The sequence below is a fragment of the Reichenbachiella sp. MSK19-1 genome, from assembly GCF_003590315.1.
Taxonomy (GTDB): Bacteria; Bacteroidota; Bacteroidia; order Cytophagales; family Cyclobacteriaceae; genus Reichenbachiella; species Reichenbachiella agariperforans.
Genome location: NZ_MIER01000021.1, coordinates 61032 through 81546 on the forward strand (window position 1 = coordinate 61032; position 20515 = coordinate 81546).

Below are 20515 nucleotides of genomic sequence, written 5' to 3' on the forward strand. Positions count from 1 at the left end.
TTGGGAGCATGAAAAGCTTCCAAAAAGAAATACAGCTTCGGGCTCGTTCTCGGGGCTTCCATCTGGTTACCGACGAAATCGTATCGCAGCTTACCGAATTGGCTGAGATCGAGATAGGAGTTCTTCAGGTATTCATTCAGCACACCTCGGCGAGTCTGACGATCAACGAAAATGCAGACCCAACCGTACGCTCAGATTTTGAATCTCATATCAACGAAATGGTGCCTGAGAACCAACCTTACTACCGACACACCTACGAAGGGGCGGACGACATGCCAGCACACATCAAGGCATCACTGATGGGTAGTTCGGTTTCTATCCCCATCACACGAGGTAGATTGAATCTGGGTACATGGCAGGGGGTTTATCTCTGCGAGCACCGAGATTATGGCGGATCACGCCGATTGATTCTGACGGCTATGGGGAGTTGACCAAGATTACTTTGGTTGGTATTGGTTTTCTTACATATATTTAGAGAAAAAATCATTCTAACCAATCTTATCACATGATTATCATTGGCATTTTTCTATTTCTCATAGGGGTTATTTTTTACTTTCTGCGCCCCCAACTATCAGAAGAAAATATCTTCGAAGGAGATCAAAAAGTACGGTCCAAAGCACCTCCATTTTTGCTCATGTTTACGCAGCGCCTAGCTGCAGCTATAGCAGCGATAGGCTTGTTCATTGCGTTGACGCCTTATTTATTCTTTTGGGCGGATGCCACGGAGCAATACTTTTTGGTATACCCCACGGGTAGCACCAGTGTCGTCACGACGCAGGGGATCAAGTTTAGAGGCTTTGCCAAAATTACACCTTGGCAAAAATACATCGATGTGAAAGTTATGGACGATGGGAAAAGAAATCAAGATATCGAGGGAGCCATGTCTCCGATCCCTATCCGGTTCATCGATCAGGTGACTGCCACCGTTTATATTTCGTGTCGATTTCAGTTGCCTTTGGATGAAAAAAGTTTTGAAACACTGGCGATTAAGTTTAGAAGCATGTCCAATCTAGTCAACAATACCCTCGTCCCAACAGTGCGAGAACAGACCAATAACACTGGTTATATGTTTGCAGCGCAGGATTATATCTCGGGGGAGGCACAGAGCTTTCGCCAGACACTCGACGAGCAACTCAAAGACGGTGCCTATGCCGTGGAGAAGCTAGAAAATAGAGACACGATCTATATGGATATCCAAAACGAAAAGGATCGTATGATCAAGGAAATACAGACGTCCTATACGGTAAACAAGATTTTGATCAATGGTGTCCCCAAAAGGATTTCTCATGAAATCACGGAAAATAACATCATCGTATCGCAGGTGATCGTCGATGATGTGGTGTTAGAAAGCACCTTTAAGAAAAGATTGGAAGCGCAGCGAGACGAATCGGCTAAGAGACAGCTCGAACAGCAAAAAATAGAAACAGCCAAGTCATCACAACAACGGATCATTGCCGAAGGCGAACGAGACAAGGCTGCCGAGCGCGTCACCCAAGAAAAAGAACAGGTCAAGCAACTCATCGCGATCGAGACGAAGCTAAAGCAGGAGAAAACTAATAAGGAGCTGGCGGCTATTGCGCTAGAGACCGAAAGGCTAAAATCTCAGCAAAGAAAAGTTGCAGCGGAAGCCATGGCTTATGAAAATGCCAAGTTGGTGTCAGCTGGACTCACGCCACAAGAAAAAGCCGAATGGCAGTACAAAACATCAGTAGGGGTAGCCAAAGAAATCGCTAACATTAAATTTCCAGCAACGATGATTACAGGAGGGGGGAGTAGCGGAGGTACTCCACTCGAGTCCTTGATTGGTGCGGCGATGGCCAAGCAACTTTTGGGGAATTCGAAGGAAAAAGGGTTCTAGTAGTTGGTGTTCAAATACAAAAAAAGGCGCAGTTAATGATTACTAACTGCGCCTTTTTTTGTTACTGGATTGTATTTAGTACAACCGAATTTTTTGGGTTGTGATGTTTTGTCCAAGCTGAATCTGAACGACATAGATACCAGGGCTTAGTCCTAGTTCTGAACTAGCAAATCTGATTTTGTTGCTTTCTCTCTCGGTACTGAGTTGGTATTGGAGATTGCCAGATAGGTCATAGATACGAGCATCTACCGTTTCGTTGGTCTCAGAATACTGCACATAGAAGTCCTGATTAGCCGCCAACGGAACAGGATAGACAGTTAGCTCAGTCGTTGACTTACCTATTTCTATTCTCTTGGTATCAAAGAATTCATTGACGCCATCATAGTCTACTTGCTGCAGCTTGTAGTAGTAAGTGCCAGCTACAGCTGGGTAATCAGTGTAGCTGTAGTTTTGAACTTCGTTGGTCGTGCCGTGTCCGTCTACCGTCGTGATGATCTCGAACGAGAGTCCATCGTCAGATCTATATAGATTGAAATAGTCGTTGTTGATTTCAGAAGCGGTCTGCCATGTGATGGATATATTGCTTTCGTCTGCAGCAAGATTGAAAGAGATGAGCTCTACGGGGAGGGCAGGACTCTCAGATACTTGAGGGGGACATCCTCCAGTACATGACCCTGCATTGATGGTGCCTCCACTATCTGTGTTTGAGCTGCCGTCAGTATTGTTGTACTCTCCGTCTACTTGAATTTCCCCGTTGTTAGTAGAACTAGTATTACCACCTCCAGTGTTGTTATAATCACCACCAACTGTTAGATTCCCATCGTCGACTGTTGTGCTTCCAGTACCTGAATTATCATAATCGCCATCCACTCTAAACACTCCTCCATTTGTTACATAAACATCTCCATCTCCTGCATTATCCAAATTACCATAAATGTGTAGTGTTGAGTTGTTTATATTTATTTCAGCACTATTTCCAGCATTAACGTTTCCATTTACATTCATCACTGCATTATTGATCATGTTGAGATCTGCACTACCACTCAACGTCATCGCCTGTGAAGTAGCGTCTGCATAACCTAACCCTACATTGAAAGTACTACCATCTAAGTAATGATCCTGTCCTCCAAAGGCTAAGTTTCCTTGAATATTAAACTCACTATTTATGTACTGATGATTGGACCCCTCACCACTTAAAGTTACATTTCCGCCAACATTTGCCGTAATTCCTTCAATGTTAACATTACCTGCTGTATTAAATACTCCAAACACATTATAAGTACCTCCGAATAACGTACTTTCAGCCCATTGTTCGGTGATTTGGTCTGCATTGATAGTACCTCCTGTTGCATTGACCGTTCCTCCGCTGATAGTCAAAGTACCTGTAATGGTAAGCGTTACTCCAGCACTTACATTCAAGGTGCCGCTACCCCCAACTGAGAGATTACCATTCACCGTACAGTCTGATGTTATATTAGTTGTACCTGATATGTATGCATTTGCACTTGGACATTGTCCAAACCCTAGATGTACTCCTGTAATCAGTAATAATATTGCAATAAGTAATTTTTTCATGATTGCTAAATGTTTATTGTTTTAAGAAGGATGCTCGACGCTCGAGTTCTACTTACGGGTTGGGAGTGCAAAGTAGATTCAAAAAAAGTAAAATATGGATAATATTTAGACGAATGAGTTGCTTTTCAAGGTGAATTCAGACAATGTTTCAGGGGTTAGGTGATTCTCTTATAGCTAACTATATGTCCGAAAGCGTATCAATTAAGTATAATTACCAATGGCGAGGGTGAAGTGAGGTTTATAGGGCACAACTATTTTCTTAAACACGTAAAATTAATGTTATTATAAATATTTTAAGAATTCTCTGCACTGTTTTAGGGTGGGCACTTAATGCGCTTCTAGCCAGTTGTCACCCACACCCATCCCGATCTCCATCGGGACGTCCAGTTGGATGGCGTTTTTCATGAACTCCTCCACTTTGGTTTTGAGCAGATCGAGCTCGTCGACGTGCGCATCGAAGACCAATTCATCATGTACCTGCATGGTCATCTTGGACTTGAGTTTTTCTTTTTTCATCCAATCGTGGATGTTGATCATTGCGACCTTGATGATGTCTGCCGCACTCCCTTGTATCGGGGCATTGATGGCGTTTCGCTCGGCATAGCCGCGCACTGTAGCATTGCGAGAGTTGATGTCTCTTAGGTAGCGTCTACGCCCCATGATCGTCTCGACGTACTCGTGTTCCTTGGCCTGATTGACGGTATCGTCCATGTAACGCTTGATCCCTGGAAACTCCGTGAAGTACGCATCGATGATCTCCGCAGCTTCTGTACGGCTGATGCCTATGTTTTGGGATAGCCCAAACGCAGAGATGCCGTAGATCAGGCCGAAGTTGATCTCCTTGGCCTTGCGGCGTACGTCGGGTGTCATCTCCTCCATTGGTACTTTGAATACCTTGGAGGCAGTCGTCGCATGAATGTCTCGACCGTTTTTGAACGCATCGATCATGCTTTCGTCTTTGGCGAATGCCGCAATGATACGCAACTCAATCTGTGAGTAATCCGCTGCGAATATTTTGTAGTCCTTGCTCCTCGGTACAAATGCCTTGCGGATTTCTTTGCCCTTGGTGGTTCGGATGGGGATGTTCTGCAGGTTGGGGTTGTTGGAGCTGAGGCGACCCGTCGCTGCGACTGCTTGGCGGTAGTCTGTATGGATCAAGCCATCCTTTTTGCTGATCAGCAGTGGCAATGCATCCACGTAGGTGGATTTGAGTTTTTGGTATTCTCTAAACTCCAAAATGCGCTCGGCGATCTCATGTTCGCTGGCGAGTTTGGACAGAATTTCTTCTCCTGTCGCATACTGTCCTGTCTTGGTCTTTTTGGGTTTCTCGACCAATTTCATTTTCTCAAACAATACTTCGCCCATCTGCTTGGGAGAGTTAATGTTGAACTCCTGCCCCGCCAACTCAAAAATCTTGTCTTGCGCATTGATGCTGAGTTCGTTGAGATCCTTGGACATCACGCCGAGTACTTCAGTATCGATCTTGACACCTGCATATTCCATGTCGGCAAGCACAATACTGAGCGGTTCTTCGACCTCATGCAGCAGTTTGCCCAAATTTTGCGCTTCTATGTCTGCTCCGAGTATTTGTCTGAGTTGCAGTGTGATATCAGCATCCTCTGCCGCATAGTCTACGACTTGCTCGACAGGAATGTCGCGCATGTTGAGCTGTGACTTGCCTTTGCCGATCAGTGCCTCGATCGGAATACAGGTATAATTTAGATAGTTCTCCGCCAGCACGTCCATCTTGTGTCGAGAGTCTGGGTCGATGAGATAGTGAGCAAGTAGGGTGTCAAACAATTTTCCCTTGACCTCCACGCCGTAGTTCTTCATCACCTGAATGTCGTACTTGAGGTTTTGTCCGATCTTGACGATGGATTCAGACTCTAGTGCTTCGCGCAGCTCCTCTACGATGGCTTGTGCTTCTTTTTGATCCGCTGGGAACGGCACGTAATATGCCTCATGGGCCTGATAGGCAAAAGCAATCCCCACGAGTTCGGCTTCTTCAGGATTGATACTGGTCGTCTCTGTGTCAAAACAAAACTCCTCCTGCATCAACAGGTATTTCGTGAGTGACTTTCTGAGGGCTGGCGTATCGATGAGGTGATAGTCATGCGCTACTGTGGTGATATCTTGCTTTTCGACGGGCAAGCTCTCCGCTACTGGGTCGGTTGTATTACTACTGTCCACCGCACCAAATAGCCCCAACTGTGCCGTCGGAGCAGCAGCTGCTTTCTTTTTGGGTGTGGTGGCAGGTGTAGGGGTCGATTGTCCATCGTCCCCGAAGAGCCGCTTGAGCATTGTACGAAACTCCAGTTCTTCAAATATCTTTTTGACGGCCTCCTCGTTGGGTTCGCAGTGTTTGAGGTCTTCTTCGTCAAAGGCTACTGGTACGTCGATTTTGATGGTGGCAAGCTCCTTGGACAATACCCCTTGCGCACCGAACTCATCGACTTTTTCTTTCATCTTGCCTTTGAGGTCCGCCGTATTTTCGAGTAAGCCCTCTACCGAACCGTATTGCTTGATGAATTTGATGGCGGTTTTCTTTCCGACCCCAGGGATGCCTGGAATGTTGTCTGCTGCGTCTCCTTCTAGTCCGAGCACATCGCGTACCTGATCTACGTTATCTATCTCGAACTTAGCGAGTACTTCGGGGATGCCGAGTACATCTACGGCATTGCCCATATAGGCGGGCTTGTAGAGATAGATATGCTCCTCTACCAGTTGCGCATAGTCCTTGTCAGGGGTCATCATGAACACTTCGAAATCCTGGCGCGCAGCTGCTTTGGCAATCGTACCAATGACATCATCCGCCTCAAATCCGTCCATCAGCAGGATCGGAATATTCATGGCTTTGAGTATGTCCTTGATCAGTGGAGTGGCCGTACGGATATCCTCTGGCGTCTCTTCGCGATGCGCCTTGTATTCGGGAAACTGAATGTGGCGAAAGGTCGGCGCACTCGTGTCAAATGCAACGCCAATGTGAGTAGGTTTTTCCTTTTTCAAAATCTCCAACAGAGAGTTCATGAAGCCAAAAACTGCACTGGTATTGACTCCCTTTGAGTTGATACGCGGGTTTTTGCTAAACGCAAAATGGGCACGATAGATCAGTGCATAGGCATCCAGCAGGAATAATTTCTTCTCAGGTTTACTCATGAGGTAAAAGTAAGCAACCTAGCCAATGCAAGTCGGCGGATACTGGAAAAAAGTTGTGTTTAATAGGAGCCCTTGATGTCCGTTATTTTAAGAAGTATTAATTATGAATGTTGATCTTGGGATTACTAGTGGTGCCTGAGAATATTTTAGTAGCGAAGAAGCAAGTAATGTTATACTAGGCCAACACGGTTTCAGGTGTTTTTTGAGCTACTTTGGTCTTTTTCTTTCCTCTGGCTCGTTTCTTTTTGAGTTTGTTGATCCAAATGATCGTGCCCGTCACGGGGAGTGAGGTTGCGATCAAACAAGAGATGAAATAAATGATCTTAGAGAAGGTGCCGAATATCTCACCTGTATGTATCGACCGGATCGAATGCATGATCTGGTGATTGAGCGGTTCGTCGGAGAACAGTTCCTTTTTCTTCACCGCTGCGGTCATTTTGTCAAGGGTCAATTCATCTCTGCCCGATACGGCAAAGAACCCTACTTTGGACTTGGCGATGGAGACAGTGGGCTTGTTGTCAGTAGGTAGGTTGATTCTCGTGTCGCCTTGGTAGTTTAGCTCGGCGTGGGCTACTTGTAGGTAGTCTTCTAAGGTTAAAGTGGTGACTTGTACAGGTTGCTTTTCTTTTTTCTTCTCACCACCACCTCTAGGTCCACGCGTAGGTCGTTCTACACCGAAGGTAGCATAGAGCCCATCTCGGTACCAGTCAAATGACCAGTAGAGTCCTGTCAGTGACATGATCAGCAGGATAAAAGCGGAGTAAAAACCAAGGGCATTGTGGAGGTCGTGATTGACCCGCTTCCAGCTGGCTGACCATTTGATTTTCAAGCCTTGCTTCCATGCCTTTACTTTTTGGGGTATCCAGATGATCAGACCTGTGAGCGTGAGCAGAGCAAAGATGACGGTAGACCAGCCGACAATCGGACGACCAATCTCAGTGTCTAGCATCAACCAGCGATGCAGTCTAAATATAACCATGAAAAATTCGCTCGAAGCAGTTTTGCTAGTACCTTGTACTGTTCCTGTGTAGGGGTTGATTAGGTAGTTGGTGCCGCGGCGTTCCCCTTCCTTGCGTACAGAGATGGCGTAGGCTTTTTCTGGATCAGCAGGGATGCTGATCGACGAGGCTTTTCCGTCCTCTACGGTTTTTTCGACGCTAGACACCAAGTCTTTTAAAAGTAAAGTAGAGGCTCCTTGTGGAACCTCTACTTGGTAAATGTCAGCGTTGATAGTCTCCTCGATCTCATGATAAAAGGTGTAGATCGTACCCGTGAGACATACCACGAACAGAACCAGACCAGCACCTATACCCAACCACAAATGAATGTCGTTGAAAAACTTTCTCGTCTTCTTCCAAGGGGTGTTTTGGCCTTTCGTCATGATCTGATGTTGTTTGTGGTCTTTTTGATACTTGTTTTACTTCTTAAAATACACCGATGTAGTGACTACCGTCGACGTTGACTAGTTCTGCACCTTTGGTTACATCACCCGTTTCAGTCTCTACGACGTATATGTTTCCGTTTTTCCCTACAGGAGCTTGAGTGAGGTAAATCTCCGTTCCGTCTACTACAAAGCCTTGGTACTGGAACAAGTAAAAGTCTGCTTCGTAAGGGATGTCTTCAATTTTTTCAGCTGTTTTTGCCTCTAAGTCTACCAAAGCAAAGAACCCTTGTGCTCCAGCCACACCTTCAGCAGAACTAGCATCTCGGTATGCCACTACGGCTTTTCCATTGGCAGCAGGCCTCCAAGCTAAGACATAAGCCTCTTCTACACCTAAAGCATCGTCCAAACTAAACACATAGGAATCGTCGTATTGGTTGTTTGCACCAATTTTCAAGATGTGAGAACCATTTGGGTCTCCTTGGTTCGCCTGGTACACATCTCCGTTGTATTCGAAAGAATTGATGCTACGGTAACCATTCGTGTTGCCGTATCCTACCCCAGATGAAATGACCGTTGGGTTCAACAAAGAAGGATAGTCTAGTACAATAGTTTTTGATCCCAATATTTCGAAATCGCTATCGGACTCTCCTGTGGCAGGGTCTACTTTGCTCAAGCGTGCGCCAATATATAGTTTGTCACCCGCGGTGTTCAAGGTAGGCATGTCTATTCTTGAAATATAGTAGCCATTAGCTTCTTCTTCTTCACTCAAAGGAATTGAGCTTTCCTTGAAACCCGTGATCCAAGAATTCTGCAAATTGATAGTCACCACACCCATGGTCGCTTCAGTATGGTAAATATCGTCTTTTACATCTTCTGGTGTGTCATTGTCATCAACAACACTTTCTGTATTTACATATACAGCAGCCCCTGTTTGATCCCCATCAAACAATTTAATCCATCTTGGTGCTGTGCCTACGTAAGGGGCTATATTGATACCAGAGCCATCTGGAGTGAAAGTTTGTCCACCTCCCACAGTGTATTTCGAATATTGCCCACCCGTATCACCAGCATAGCTGATGTTGAATATGGTGCTGCCATCTTCAGAAGACTGTAATCTGGCTGTCCTGTTAGATGGTACAATAAATCCATTGTCAAAAGGAGCTATAGATACCGTAGGGTCCTTGGCTTCTTCACTGGATAGGGAGTAAATCAATGTTCCTCCGTTACCGTCACCAGGATTGTCTCCCATTCTTGCTGCTGCTACAGTGATCCATCTATATTCAGTTGGTTCTGGTTCTGGCCCTGGATCTACGCCATTGTCGTCTGTAGTACAAGCTGTCGTTAGCCCAACTGTTAGCAGTGCAATGGAGCTCAACGTTTTATAATTCAAAAAGCTTCGTTTCATATGTAGATGTATTAATAGAGTTAAAATTTATTGATTCTGTAATTTATTTTTAGATAAAAGGCTCTACCTGGTTTTTGCACAGACAGGTTGTCGTATACGGGTTTGTCAAATATGTTTTTGATGTCAAAACTTGCCACAAGTTGGTTGCTTGGGAAGACATAACTCATCCCGAAATCTTGCGCCAATTGCACGGGGATATCAAAAAACTCATCTCCAACCGTATTTGCCCCTTGAGGCACCAAGTATGAAAATTCATCAGTGAAGTACACGGTGTAGAATAGATTTAACCTTGCGTTTTTCTGAATCAAATCCTTGAAAGAGTAGCGCAAGCTGCCATTCATGGTAAAGAAGGGCGTATTGGGTACGTCTATTTCTACACCTCTGTTGATTACTTTCAATTCGAAGTGAGAAACATTGAAATTGAGTCCAAAATTGTTGTTGTATTTGTACTCCAATTGTGCCTCTACTCCTTTGGATGTCCCATTGCCCTGGTTTTCGTAGAGGATGGTTTCATCGTTGATATTCGAAGATGTTTCAATAGGCAAGCCAATTCTGTCTTTAAGCTTTCGTGTAAAGAAATTGGTTGAGACAGTAAAATCATGCTTTTTGATTGTAAATGTTCCAAACCTAAACCCTAGGTTATAGTTGTTGCTTAGCTCGGGTCTGATACTGGGGTTGGCGACTACATTGTCACCATCGTTACCAAACACTTCACTTTCATTGGGTAACCTGACCGCTTTTTCTGCAGAAGTCAACAGAATTATATTTGGAAGGATAGCATAGGAAAGCGTAAACCCATAGCCTTGGTCTTTTGTGTGGGCACTTGTAATCTCATCTTCTATTTCCTTGGTATCTTCATTAATCTCAGGGTCTATATTTATCGTTTTTTGTTCGTAGTATTTTCCAAACACATTGGTTTTTAGCTTGTCATTAAAGGCATTGAATTCATAGGTCGCAGAAATTATGTTTTTATGCAAATCCCTTGTTCCCTTGAATGTATTTTCCAAAACTGATCGTAAAGCATCACTATCTTCCCTGTCAATACCGCTATACACATGGTTGAACAAAATTTTATGATGGGCGTTGATGGCATAGGACAATCCTGTTCTAATGGATGCTACGTTTCTCTTTATTTTTGCCAGAGTAGGGCCGCCTTCTTGTTGAGACCCCCAAGTATACTTGCGTTCATTGCCTTCAAAGTCTATAGCTCTTTCTCCATTCCAGCTATATGCCCAAGCCACTGTGTCGTTTACCATACGATTTCGTTTGCCATACAGTCCATGTATGTTTACATCCAGTCCTTTTACAAAGAGATCTTTCTTTTGGTAGGAGAGGCTTGCCAACATGGCATCTGATTCCATAAATCGACCCTTATAGGGCGTGATGGTCATAAAAGCGCCATGTTGAATCTCTTTGTAATCACTAGACCCTGTAAAGCCAATGAAAGCTTGGTCAGCCCATTTTACATTGGTATAGCCTATTTGTGCCATTCCTCCTGTCGATCTATAAGCATCGTTGAACCTCCTGGCAGTAATATATGTAGGCACGCCTCCTAGACCCGTAACGGCCACACTGCGCCCTGAAACCTTATAATCATTGTCAGAGTAATTATAAAAAGCAGATGCTTTGACGGTCAGTCCAGATTCCTTGTAACGGTACAAGCCATTGACACTGGCCTGAAAGGTGTTGAACGATCCGTAAGAAACCGAAGCGTTGAAATTGGTTTTGGTTTCTTTGTGCAGAACTATATTGATCGCACCACCCAAAGCATCGTCAGCCAGGTGTCCAGGAACTACGCCTTTATAGACCTCAATATTCTTAATCATTGAAGGGGGAATACTATTGAGGTTGAATGAATTGCCATACGTAGAGATAGGAATGCCATCGATAAATACGCGCACAGCGCTTCCTGACAATCCGTTGAGACTATAGCTGACATCAGAGCCTAAACCACCATTTTGGCGGATTTTAACACCCACAGTTGTGTTTAACAATTCGTTGGTTTGAATGTTTCGTAGGCTCGCTTCTTTTGTTTCGATCACGTTGACAGCAAAACCCTTTTCTTCGATAATTGTCGATTCTGACTTTCCATGAATGACAACTTCGTCCATCTCGGTAGCATCCTCTTTCATTAGGATATTTAGTTTGACCTTTTGATTGTCGGAGATGTGTTGTTGGATGATTTGCTTTTTGTATCCTAGCCCACTGATGTGAAAAGCATGGGTTCCTGGTTTTAGACCTTCGATTAGGAAATTCCCATCTATATCTGTAGCAGCACCCTTGCCACTATTTCCGAGTCGGATACTCACCCCTGGGATCGGGGAATTGTTTTCGTCTAGAACCTTTCCTTGTACACTTGCATGCTGTGCCAGTGTAGCATGTGTCAGCAATAGGAAGCTGCTGATAAGGAGAAGGTGAGACGTGAGTTTCAAAGCTTATTTAGACTTGTTAAAAATAACGAGCCGCAAACTTAAGTTTGAATAGTGATGAATACAATCACTACTAGTAGTGAATTTTATCGTGTTAAATGATCGTAAAAGCGCATCGAAGGGGCTTTTTCCTAGCGAGAACTTCGCTCTAACTGCACATGGTTTAACTCAAAAGTTACAACCACTTTTTTACCCGTTAATCCTTCGAAGAGGGGGACGAGAATGTCTTGGGCATTGTTACGAGTTTGGTCAAGAATGCCCATCTCCATGGCGGATTGATGGATGCTAGATTCTGCCTCTTGGTATAGCTGCTCCATAAACTTGGCCTTTTCTTCTTTGTTCATGTAGTCAATCTGGAGATCATAGATACGTGATTGATCTAGATCAATTTTGAAATAGCAGAGTTCTGGCTCGGGCAGACGAATGTACAAAGTATCGTTCTGCTGGTGAATGTGATCTTTGGTCAGCTGGACTAGGTTGATACAGCCTACGGCTGTACCGCTGCTGATGAGCACCGCTTTGGAGTCTGGTACAGGTTTGTACTTGAATAGTTTGAGATCGATGTAGTCTGCAACTTTTTTGATCTCAGTGACTTCTTGAAAGTTGTATTTGACCAGTTCCAGTTTGCCGATCTGTTCGGTTCTCGTGAGAATACTGGATTGATGAATCTCTAGCGTGTCATCCGTATGGTCCGTAAAGAATTTTTCCTCGACCAGCATCCAAGAGATAATCCCTAGTAGTAGAAGCCATGGCAATACGGTTAGTATACTTTTCAACAGTCGAATCATGGTGTCAAATTAGACATTTTCTCGAAAAGAACACCAATGAGGGGAGGATAGCGCAAAGAAGGTCTTATTTAAACAGAAGTCCTGTTTAAATAAGACCTTCTCAAGGAATGATTGTTGATTGAAATTTTTGTCAAACTATAGAGATACACCTCTTTTCCAAGGGATGAAATCCTCGTGACGCATCAGTACTGCTTTGGAGGCGACTGTACCACTGGCAATGTTGATGATGTACTCTAGCATTTCTTCACCCATTTCGGCGATGGACTTTTTCCCCTCGATCACTTCGCCAGCATTGAAATCAATGATGTCGGCCATACGTTCAGCGAGTTTGGTATTAGAAGATACTTTTAATATCGGAGCAATAGGGTTACCTGTAGGTGTACCCAGTCCTGTGGTGAATAGCACCACATTGGCACCTGACCCGACTAGACCCGTGGTAGATTCTACGTCATTGCCAGGAGTGCAGAGAAGACTGAGTCCAGACTGTTCGGCATACTCTGTATAGTCAAGTATATCCATGACGGGTGAAGTACCACCTTTTTTTGCTGCTCCTGCGGATTTCATCGCATCAGTGATTAGCCCATCTTTGATGTTGCCTGGTGACGGGTTCATGTCAAAGCCCGAACCTACATCTTCTGCTGCCTTGGCATAGGCGCGCATTAGTTGGATGAATTTTTTAGCATGCGCTGGGTTTTCAGTACGGTTGATTAGCTCTTGCTCTACCCCACATAATTCTGGGAATTCTGATAAAATCGCTTTGCCCCCCAATGCGGTGATCATATCAGAGACATGTCCCAGCGTAGGGTTGGCAGAGATACCAGAGAAGCCATCTGATCCACCGCATTCTAGCCCTATGGTCAACTTAGAAAGAGGAGCAGGCTTACGCTCTATTTTGTTGGCCTCTATCAGTGCTTTGAAGGTGTCTTTAAGTGCACTTTGAACGAGATCATATTCGGATCCCGTCTCTTGCTGATCAAAGATCAATAGCGGTTTGGTGAGTTCTCCGACACTGTTGGCGATGGCGTCTTGCAGGATGCTGACTTGTGCATTTTGACATCCTAAACTGAGGACAGTAGCGCCTGCTACGTTCGGGTTGCGGAGGTATCCAGCGAGTAGACGACATAGTGTATCGCTGTCTTCACGTGTCCCGCCACAGCCTGCTTGGTGTGTGATGAACTTAATTTCTACGTTCTCAAATAGTCTTTTATTTGACTGTTGTGATGACTGTCCGAGGGTCGCATCATCCAGTGATTCACCTGTTTCCAGTCGGCGAACGAGATCGCTAGCTAGTTCGTTATACGGGTTGGCCTCTTCGTATCCTAGGGCTGTTTCGAATGCTTTTTTGAGAGTCAGGATATTTCTGTTTTCACAGAAAACTAGGGGAAATACTAGCCAATTGTTAGCAGTACCTACCTGACCATCTGTACGGTGATAGCCGTCAAAGGTGCGCCCTTCGAATCGGCTGACGTCTGGAGCCGTCCAGTGAAACTCCCCTTCTTTTTGATCCGAAAACTCGGTTGCCTTGTGTGCTGTGTTCTCGACAGTGATGGCTTGTCCCGATGCAATGGGTGTTTTGGCTGTCCCGACGACCAAGCCGTACATGTACATTTCGTCCCCTACTGCTAGGTCTTCTAGCGCAAATTTATGTTTGGCCTGGATGTCTTGCTGAACAGCTACTGATTTCCCGTTGATTTCGGCAGTTTCTCCTGCGGATAGATCTGTGAGTGCTACGCCGAGGTTGTCCGTTTCGTTAATCGTGATTGCCTTTTTCATGCTTTTTTGGATAGAAATGAAGAGATAGTTGCGCCGGATTGGAGTTGGTCTAGGTGCTCAGTCATACGTGCTGCCAACCCTTCGGTTTTAGTGAGGTCTTGATCCCAAAAACCTGTATTGGATAAGACTGCTGTAATGATGTCTTGTGCTGATTTTCCTTTCAATTCTCCGAAGAAATTTTTGACTTCTTCATTGTCTTGAATCTCAAAATCACGGGTATATAGATGAATCAAATGCGTAAATGCCACGACCAAACCACTCGGCAAAGTGCCCTGAGTCGCTAAACTATCGAGCAGCGAGGGCAGTACTCTTACTTTGAACTTTGAGATGGAATTAAGGGCGATAGATTTGAGCTCATGACGGATGTATGGGTTTTTGAATCGCTCTAAAACTTCCTCGGCATATGCTTCTAGCTCTGTCTTTGGTAGGTCGATGGTTGGTGCGATTTCTTCGAAGATGATTTGTCTTACGAATTCTCCTACTGTATCGCTTTCTACACTCTCCTTGACGGTTTCTAATCCATTGAGTAGACCAACAGGCACCATGGAGGTATGCGCGCCGTTTAGGATTCTGACTTTTCTCGTTCTGTATGGAGACAGGTCTTTGGTATAGATGACATTGAGACCACATTTGTCCGCAGGGAATGCTTTTTGGATGGTTTCATTGCCTTCGATCACCCATAGATGGAATATCTCGGATGATACAATGAGGTTGTCTTCATAGCCTACTGCTTCTTGGATGGTTTTGACTTCATCTCTAGGATAGCCAGGGACGATACGATCCACGAGAGTGTTTGCAAAGTGACAGTTTTGCTCTACCCATTGTACAAATTCGTTTGATAATTTCCAGCTAGCGGCATAATTCAGAATGGCCTCTTTGAGCTTCTCGCCATTCTTGTCGATAAGCTCTACTGGGATGAATTTTAACCCTTTGTCGGCTTGTCCACTGAAGTGCTCAAACCTTTGCTGCAAGAGTTGTGTGACTTTGCCGGGGAAAGTAGCTGCGAGTTGTCCGTTAGTTGGTTGGTCGTCTGCTTGAAAAACGATACCAGCCTCGGTCGTATTAGAAATCACGATTTCCAGCTCGTCTAGTGTGGCAAGTGCGTGATATGCATCAGGCATCGTGAATGGATCGATGGATTGCTGGATGCAATTGATCAATCGCGTTTCGCTGATGGCTTTGCCGTCTTGAAGTCCACGGTAGATGTGGTGATAGAGACTGTCTTGTTTGCGGAGCATATCTGTCATTCCCTGAGCGATGGGCTGTACGACTGCTACCCCATGGTTGTACCCATGCTGCTCATTCATGAGGTCGATCATCCAGTCTGAAAACGCACGGAGGAAGTTTCCTTCGCCGAATTGGAGCACTTTGATAGGGAGTGCTGGAGTCTCTGCTGTTGTTCTGTTTAGTGCTTTCATTTTTTTGTCTTCTAAAGTTGATATATCGAATGTCAATACGGTCTTAATTCTTTGAGTGGACGTTAACGCAGATTGTATTTAAAAAAACCTTTTCTCATCAAGGTTCTATAGCGTGTACGTTAACTCATTGCGCAAATGTAGTATATTGCAATCAATATTGAAGAATAATTTTTTGATTTAGTCAGATGGCAAAAAAGATTACCATTAAAGAAATCGCCAAGAAAGCGGGTGTGTCAATCGGTACGGTGGATCGGGTGTTTCACAACCGAGGTAGGGTGGCAGAGGCCACACGTCAGCGGGTACTACAGATTGCGGAGGAAGGCAACTATTCTTCGAATGTCTACGCGAGGAGTTTACGGCTCAACCGGGCTTTTACCATAGCGGTGTTATTGCCAGAGGATAATTATTACTGGAAAAAGCAGAGTGAAGGCATACACGAAGGAATCGCCGAACATGCAGCGTTGGGGTTTGAGGTCAAAGAATACAGCGTACAACGAGAAGCGAGTACCGATGTGACTACAGTGCTCCAAACGGTTCTAGAGAGTGAACCTGACGGGTTGATCCTTACGCCTATTTTTCTCAAAGCAGGTGACGAAGCGCTACACCAATTGCAGGATAGCGGGGTGCCATTTGTGTTTGTGGATTCTAATATCCCAGAGGTGGGGCAACTTTCTTTTGTGGGACAGGATGCATATCAGAGCGGAATGCTGGCAGGTAGTTTGCTGGATCGAGGCTATATCAAAGACTATGTTTGTTGTGTCGTGACGGCTACTGCCAATGACCTGAAAAATCAAGCGATCCAAGAGCGGGTGGCAGGGCTCAGGGCATATTACGAATCGGTAGGGAGAGCAAAGGACTCCATCAGAGAGGTGAATCTAGCGCGTGACCAAGTGACAGTGGAGATGTTGAGGAGGCAGTTAGTAGAAGAGCGGCGGCCTGTTCATGTTTTCGTCCCAAACTCTCGTTCTTATTTAGTAGCAGCTGCGCTGGCTGATTATAGAGAGCAGTTGCAGTTGAGGATGGTGGGCTATGATTTGGTTGATCCGAATATCAAACTGATGGAGGATGGTACGATAGATTTCGTGATCCACCAAAAACCGAAAATGCAAGGGTATCTGGCAGTACAAAGTCTCTATAAACACCTAATGCTGAAAACCAGTGTGCCCATGGAGCAGTACATGCCGTTGGAACTCATTACTAAACAAAATATCGAATACACTGAGCGGTAGTTGTTACAAAATCACCTTCTGGAGATTGGATAGAATATCAAGTAAAATGGATATTTTAGCGGTGATAGTTGAACTTTAACCTTGCCAAACCGCAATACATGAGAACTTTTGTTGCCCTCCTACTGATCCATTTTTTGTCATTGTCCTCCTATGCGCAAAAAACATTTAAGCTCTACTCTTTCGATGTAAAAGGAGATGAGGGCGAAAACTACTACGAGCGAGAAGCCAAAAGAAACTTTGACTCTGGAAAAAGTGCATTCGAAGATGCGGACGTCCCGGAGCGTTTTACGCCAAGCCTAGGGTTGATCAATGCTGCGACAGGACTCAAAATAGCGAATAGAAAAGGCTCAATCTCTGATCTACAAGAGTTGCTTCGGATCAACTATGAGTGGGTCACCAACAGCAATCTCTTGACGATCGATGAGTTGAAAAAGTCAAGTGCAGTGTTCGTCGATGACGAAACGGTTAATCAGCGTGCGGAGATTGTGAATTTTTATACTGTCATCAAAAAGTATAACATGGTGCTCAAAACCACCAATCCTGAGAAGTTTGAAGCAGCGAAAAAGAAGGATTCCGATTTGGATTTGGATCTCAAAGATGTGAGTGCCGACCTCAAGGCTGCTGAAGAGGCACTGGACGAAGCGATCGAGGCTGCTGCGGCGATGCATTATGCTAAGGGGCGAGAACAATCGCAAGGGCAAGATCTAGTTTCTAACAAAGAAGCCGCAAAGAGCTTTCGCTATGCCTATGAGTATGTGGACAACTATAGAGATGCAAAGGATCGCTATGCGACGACTAGAAAGCTAGGAACGACACGACTGGGGTTGTCTGATTTCGAGAATATCGCCAATAGTGGCAATAACGTAGCGGGGAGTATTACCTATGATATATTGTCTTACTTTTCGAGTCGCGGAGATGTGTATGAGTTTTTCGAAGTGCTGGATAGAGATGCTTTGAACCGAATATTGGAAGAGCATAAATTAAGTATCTCAGGTCTGATGGCCGAAGGTACGACTGCCGATCTCGGAGAACTGGTTGGGGTTAATTCGATCATGATCGGCAAAGTGACCCAGGCTACTTTTGAGAAGGAAAGGTTGGATGGAGTATCTCGTAGCTACTCTAAAAAGGTGAAAGTCGGTGAAGAAACATATACTGAAGATGGCAAAGAGAAAACGCGAGATATCAAAGAAGAGGTGACCGTCAAGATGAGCGAAGAGAATAAGATTGCACGCTCTACGGTTTCGGCGACTTTCAAGATTGTAGATGTCACAACGGGGCGCATTATCGCAGTAGATGAGGTCTCTTATACTTCCAAATGGTCTGGTACTTGGTACGCCTATGAATCTGGGGACAAGCGAGCGATTCCTAGAGTGAACCAAAAAGAGGTCGAATACGTGAGCGAAGCAGGGCTGACCAATACTGCCGCGAGTAAAGTGGCGTCTATCATGATTGATAGAGTCGCTAAATATGCTACAGAAGTTTCGCAGTAATTAGAATCAAGAACCTAGAATCAAGAACCTAGAATCAAGAACCTAGAATCAAGAATGAACTTTAGAGGTATCAATGGAGTTAAAGTCCCCTTGGTAAGACAGGTGTGGGTTCCTAAGGGATCCAAATTAACGCTTGTATTCTAGGTTGTAGGTGATGTCATCGACGATTTGAGTCTTTGCTCGTTGAAATGCTTTGGCCTGTGCATCATCATGGGTAGCACCTATGCCCTTGATGTCAAAAAAGGAGTTTTTATAGATTTCTTTTCCTGTCAATTTATCTATCAGAGATACCGTAGCATCGATATAGGCGAGGGTGGCAATCTCGCCAGTTTGACCTTTGCGCGCGATGGCTTCTATGATGAGGTCATAGTCTGATGACGCATCGTCGTTGACAAAGGAGTAGTGTAAATCCGACAATCCACTTTTGATGGCGGGTTCGATTACCTTGATGCGGAGTGGGCTACTAATGCCGACTTCACTGCTTTGAACATACACTGTAGGACTTTTGATTACAAGCTCTGTACTGGTCTCAGGTGTCTTTTGATTGGATTGTACTTCTTTTAGAAAACTGTTTTGAGGAGAAAGCGACAGGTATTGTCCTAGGTTCAGAGCGATTTTTGCCAAGTAGGTTTCACCTGGAACGACCATCGAATTGTCCAGATTGAAATGGGCTTGACCCATTGAAGAAGTTGTGATCTGGTAGATTTTCTGTTTACCACTTTTTTCCAAAATGATATCGATAGGCACGTTGGGTATTAATTTTCCATCCAGCGAACAAGACACAGTTAAAGGGTGACTTACATATTCAGCTGGTTTGATAGCCAAGCGCTTAGGTGCTGACAACTGTATGTTGGATAGATTAGGAATCACCTCAAAATGAGTAGGCAGGAATGCCAGCCCTTGCGTGTCGATCAGGTCGGTCGCTACAGCAAATGTAGTCGTGGAGATGATGTCTTGATTGGGAGCCGTGATAGTGGCCGAAAATACCGTTTGGGTCGAATTTTGAAAAAAGCGACCAACCAATTGTCCTTTCCCCTCAGGAGAAAAAGTGATTCGTTTGTCTTCTGACAGGGCATTTTTGAGCTGGTGATTTAGCGCGTCACTGTATGGACTGGTGATGGTAGAACTACTATATGAGAACTTGGAAGCCCTCACCAGAGGCAAACTGCCCGTAGGGAGATGTAGGAGCAGCTCACCATGGAGGCGTGTTACGATATCCGTGGCGGTCACAGTTCCAGAGCCAAACAACTGATCTAGTTTTTGGCTGTTATCAGATGCGGTGATTTTGAGTTGGTGGATCTCTGCGCCGTGTGGTTTGGATAGCGCATTGAGGACATTGATAGATTTTTGTATGCTTTCGAGGAGTTGTTTGTTGTTGATTAGCAAACGGATTTTTTCAGGTTTCTGGCTTGTGGAGGTATATTGTTGATTGTTTTGTTGGATTTGTAGACTGTTTTTAGAGATGATCCCTTTGTTGTATTGAGTTAGTTCGTCTATCGATACATAGCCAAATGCGTAGAGAGATTTTTTACGTTTGTCGTAGTAATTGTCGAGTTTGAGTCCGACTAAATCCATATCAGACACGGAGGTAGATCGCTGCTGGAGACGCTCGTTTGTGGCAGTATTTTCTATAGATATATTGAGCTCAGTCTTGGTGTTGATAGAGACGAGTATGCCATCAGATAGCTGTGATTTGATCATCTGATACAGTTTTTCTTGTGCATCCGATTGGCTTCCATTTTTGGGAATTTCTTCTGTCGCAAAAGCGGTCAAATAGATGGATTCTTGCCACTGAGAGGCTCTACTGATGGGATCCATCCATACAGGCTCCTGAGCCCAAGTAGTTGCGAATGTACAGGTAGCTAGAAGTAGAAGGATGGTTTGTTTCATGACGTATGTTTTGCAGCTAAAATACATAAGACCGCCAGTAATGACGAATTTGTCAGTTTTGTTTTATACATTAAAAATCACTTTCTTTGGATGTCACTGTTCAAAAATCTAACAATGCCC

13 protein-coding genes are annotated in these 20515 nt (G+C 44.6%); 4 read left to right on the top strand and 9 right to left on the bottom strand.

What is annotated here, in order from left to right:
* Positions 1–8: 8 nt before the first annotated feature.
* Entirely contained in the window at positions 9–431 is a 423-nt protein-coding gene (locus tag BGP76_RS18215) for a secondary thiamine-phosphate synthase enzyme YjbQ (RefSeq protein ID WP_073122965.1), read from the top strand.
* 74 nt (positions 432–505) lie between these two features.
* Positions 506–1858, top strand: a complete 1353-nt coding sequence (locus tag BGP76_RS18220) for a hypothetical protein (RefSeq protein ID WP_119845748.1) — start codon at positions 506–508, stop codon at positions 1856–1858.
* Between the two features lie 75 nt (positions 1859–1933).
* On the opposite strand, the gene BGP76_RS18225 is transcribed toward BGP76_RS18220, so the two are convergent.
* The 8 genes from BGP76_RS18225 to BGP76_RS18260 form a co-directional block, all read right to left on the bottom strand.
* Positions 1934–3433: a T9SS type A sorting domain-containing protein gene (locus BGP76_RS18225; protein WP_119845749.1), complete on the bottom strand. Its 1500-nt coding sequence runs from the start codon at positions 3431–3433 to the stop codon at positions 1934–1936.
* A gap of 327 nt (positions 3434–3760) precedes the next feature.
* Positions 3761–6589 (bottom strand): DNA polymerase I, encoded by a 2829-nt coding sequence (gene polA, locus BGP76_RS18230; RefSeq protein WP_119845750.1) that lies wholly within the window; start codon positions 6587–6589, stop codon positions 3761–3763.
* Between the two features lie 175 nt (positions 6590–6764).
* A complete protein-coding gene (locus BGP76_RS18235; RefSeq protein WP_119845751.1) occupies positions 6765–7970 on the bottom strand; it encodes a PepSY domain-containing protein in 1206 nt (401 codons plus the stop codon).
* 43 nt (positions 7971–8013) lie between these two features.
* Positions 8014–9378, bottom strand: coding sequence for a hypothetical protein (locus BGP76_RS18240; protein ID WP_119845752.1), 1365 nt, complete (start codon positions 9376–9378; stop codon positions 8014–8016).
* 20 nt (positions 9379–9398) lie between these two features.
* Positions 9399–11810, bottom strand: coding sequence for a TonB-dependent receptor (locus tag BGP76_RS18245; RefSeq protein ID WP_119845753.1), 2412 nt, complete (start codon positions 11808–11810; stop codon positions 9399–9401).
* A 128-nt stretch (positions 11811–11938) separates the two neighbouring features.
* The gene (locus BGP76_RS18250) at positions 11939–12595 is read right to left on the bottom strand and encodes a DUF4230 domain-containing protein (protein WP_119845754.1); all 657 of its coding nucleotides are present in this window, start codon (positions 12593–12595) and stop codon (positions 11939–11941) included.
* Between the two features lie 135 nt (positions 12596–12730).
* On the bottom strand, positions 12731–14368 hold the full coding sequence (locus tag BGP76_RS18255) for a UxaA family hydrolase (protein WP_119845755.1): 1638 nt from the start codon (positions 14366–14368) through the stop codon (positions 12731–12733).
* Positions 14365–15786 carry a tagaturonate reductase gene (locus tag BGP76_RS18260; RefSeq protein ID WP_119845756.1) on the bottom strand — a complete coding sequence of 474 codons (1422 nt, stop codon included), beginning with the start codon at positions 15784–15786 and terminating at the stop codon, positions 14365–14367. The genes BGP76_RS18255 and BGP76_RS18260 overlap by 4 nt, the downstream gene beginning before the upstream one ends.
* Before the next feature lie 185 nt (positions 15787–15971).
* Between BGP76_RS18260 and BGP76_RS18265 the strand changes: the two genes are divergently transcribed.
* Positions 15972–17015: a LacI family DNA-binding transcriptional regulator gene (locus tag BGP76_RS18265; RefSeq protein ID WP_119845757.1), complete on the top strand. Its 1044-nt coding sequence runs from the start codon at positions 15972–15974 to the stop codon at positions 17013–17015.
* Positions 17016–17113: 98 nt separating this feature from the next.
* Positions 17114–18505 (top strand): CsgG/HfaB family protein, encoded by a 1392-nt coding sequence (locus BGP76_RS18270; protein ID WP_119845758.1) that lies wholly within the window; start codon positions 17114–17116, stop codon positions 18503–18505.
* 126 nt (positions 18506–18631) lie between these two features.
* Here the strand turns inward: BGP76_RS18270 and BGP76_RS18275 are convergent, their stop codons facing one another.
* A complete protein-coding gene (locus BGP76_RS18275; RefSeq protein WP_119845759.1) occupies positions 18632–20395 on the bottom strand; it encodes a hypothetical protein in 1764 nt (587 codons plus the stop codon).
* Between the last annotated feature and the right edge of the window lie 120 nt (positions 20396–20515).

What these genes read in the sequence shown, in the direction of transcription:
- BGP76_RS18260 (WP_119845756.1), bottom strand. Translation starts at nt 15,786, where the DNA reads ATGAAAGCACTAAACAGAACAACAGCAGAGACTCCAGCACTCCCTATC.
- BGP76_RS18250 (WP_119845754.1), bottom strand. Translation starts at nt 12,595, where the DNA reads ATGATTCGACTGTTGAAAAGTATACTAACCGTATTGCCATGGCTTCTA.
- polA (WP_119845750.1), bottom strand. Translation starts at nt 6,589, where the DNA reads ATGAGTAAACCTGAGAAGAAATTATTCCTGCTGGATGCCTATGCACTG.
- BGP76_RS18235 (WP_119845751.1), bottom strand. Translation starts at nt 7,970, where the DNA reads ATGACGAAAGGCCAAAACACCCCTTGGAAGAAGACGAGAAAGTTTTTC.
- BGP76_RS18225 (WP_119845749.1), bottom strand. Translation starts at nt 3,433, where the DNA reads ATGAAAAAATTACTTATTGCAATATTATTACTGATTACAGGAGTACAT.
- BGP76_RS18275 (WP_119845759.1), bottom strand. Translation starts at nt 20,395, where the DNA reads ATGAAACAAACCATCCTTCTACTTCTAGCTACCTGTACATTCGCAACT.
- BGP76_RS18215 (WP_073122965.1), top strand. Translation starts at nt 9, where the DNA reads ATGAAAAGCTTCCAAAAAGAAATACAGCTTCGGGCTCGTTCTCGGGGC.
- BGP76_RS18255 (WP_119845755.1), bottom strand. Translation starts at nt 14,368, where the DNA reads ATGAAAAAGGCAATCACGATTAACGAAACGGACAACCTCGGCGTAGCA.
- BGP76_RS18240 (WP_119845752.1), bottom strand. Translation starts at nt 9,378, where the DNA reads ATGAAACGAAGCTTTTTGAATTATAAAACGTTGAGCTCCATTGCACTG.
- BGP76_RS18220 (WP_119845748.1), top strand. Translation starts at nt 506, where the DNA reads ATGATTATCATTGGCATTTTTCTATTTCTCATAGGGGTTATTTTTTAC.
- BGP76_RS18270 (WP_119845758.1), top strand. Translation starts at nt 17,114, where the DNA reads ATGAGAACTTTTGTTGCCCTCCTACTGATCCATTTTTTGTCATTGTCC.
- BGP76_RS18265 (WP_119845757.1), top strand. Translation starts at nt 15,972, where the DNA reads ATGGCAAAAAAGATTACCATTAAAGAAATCGCCAAGAAAGCGGGTGTG.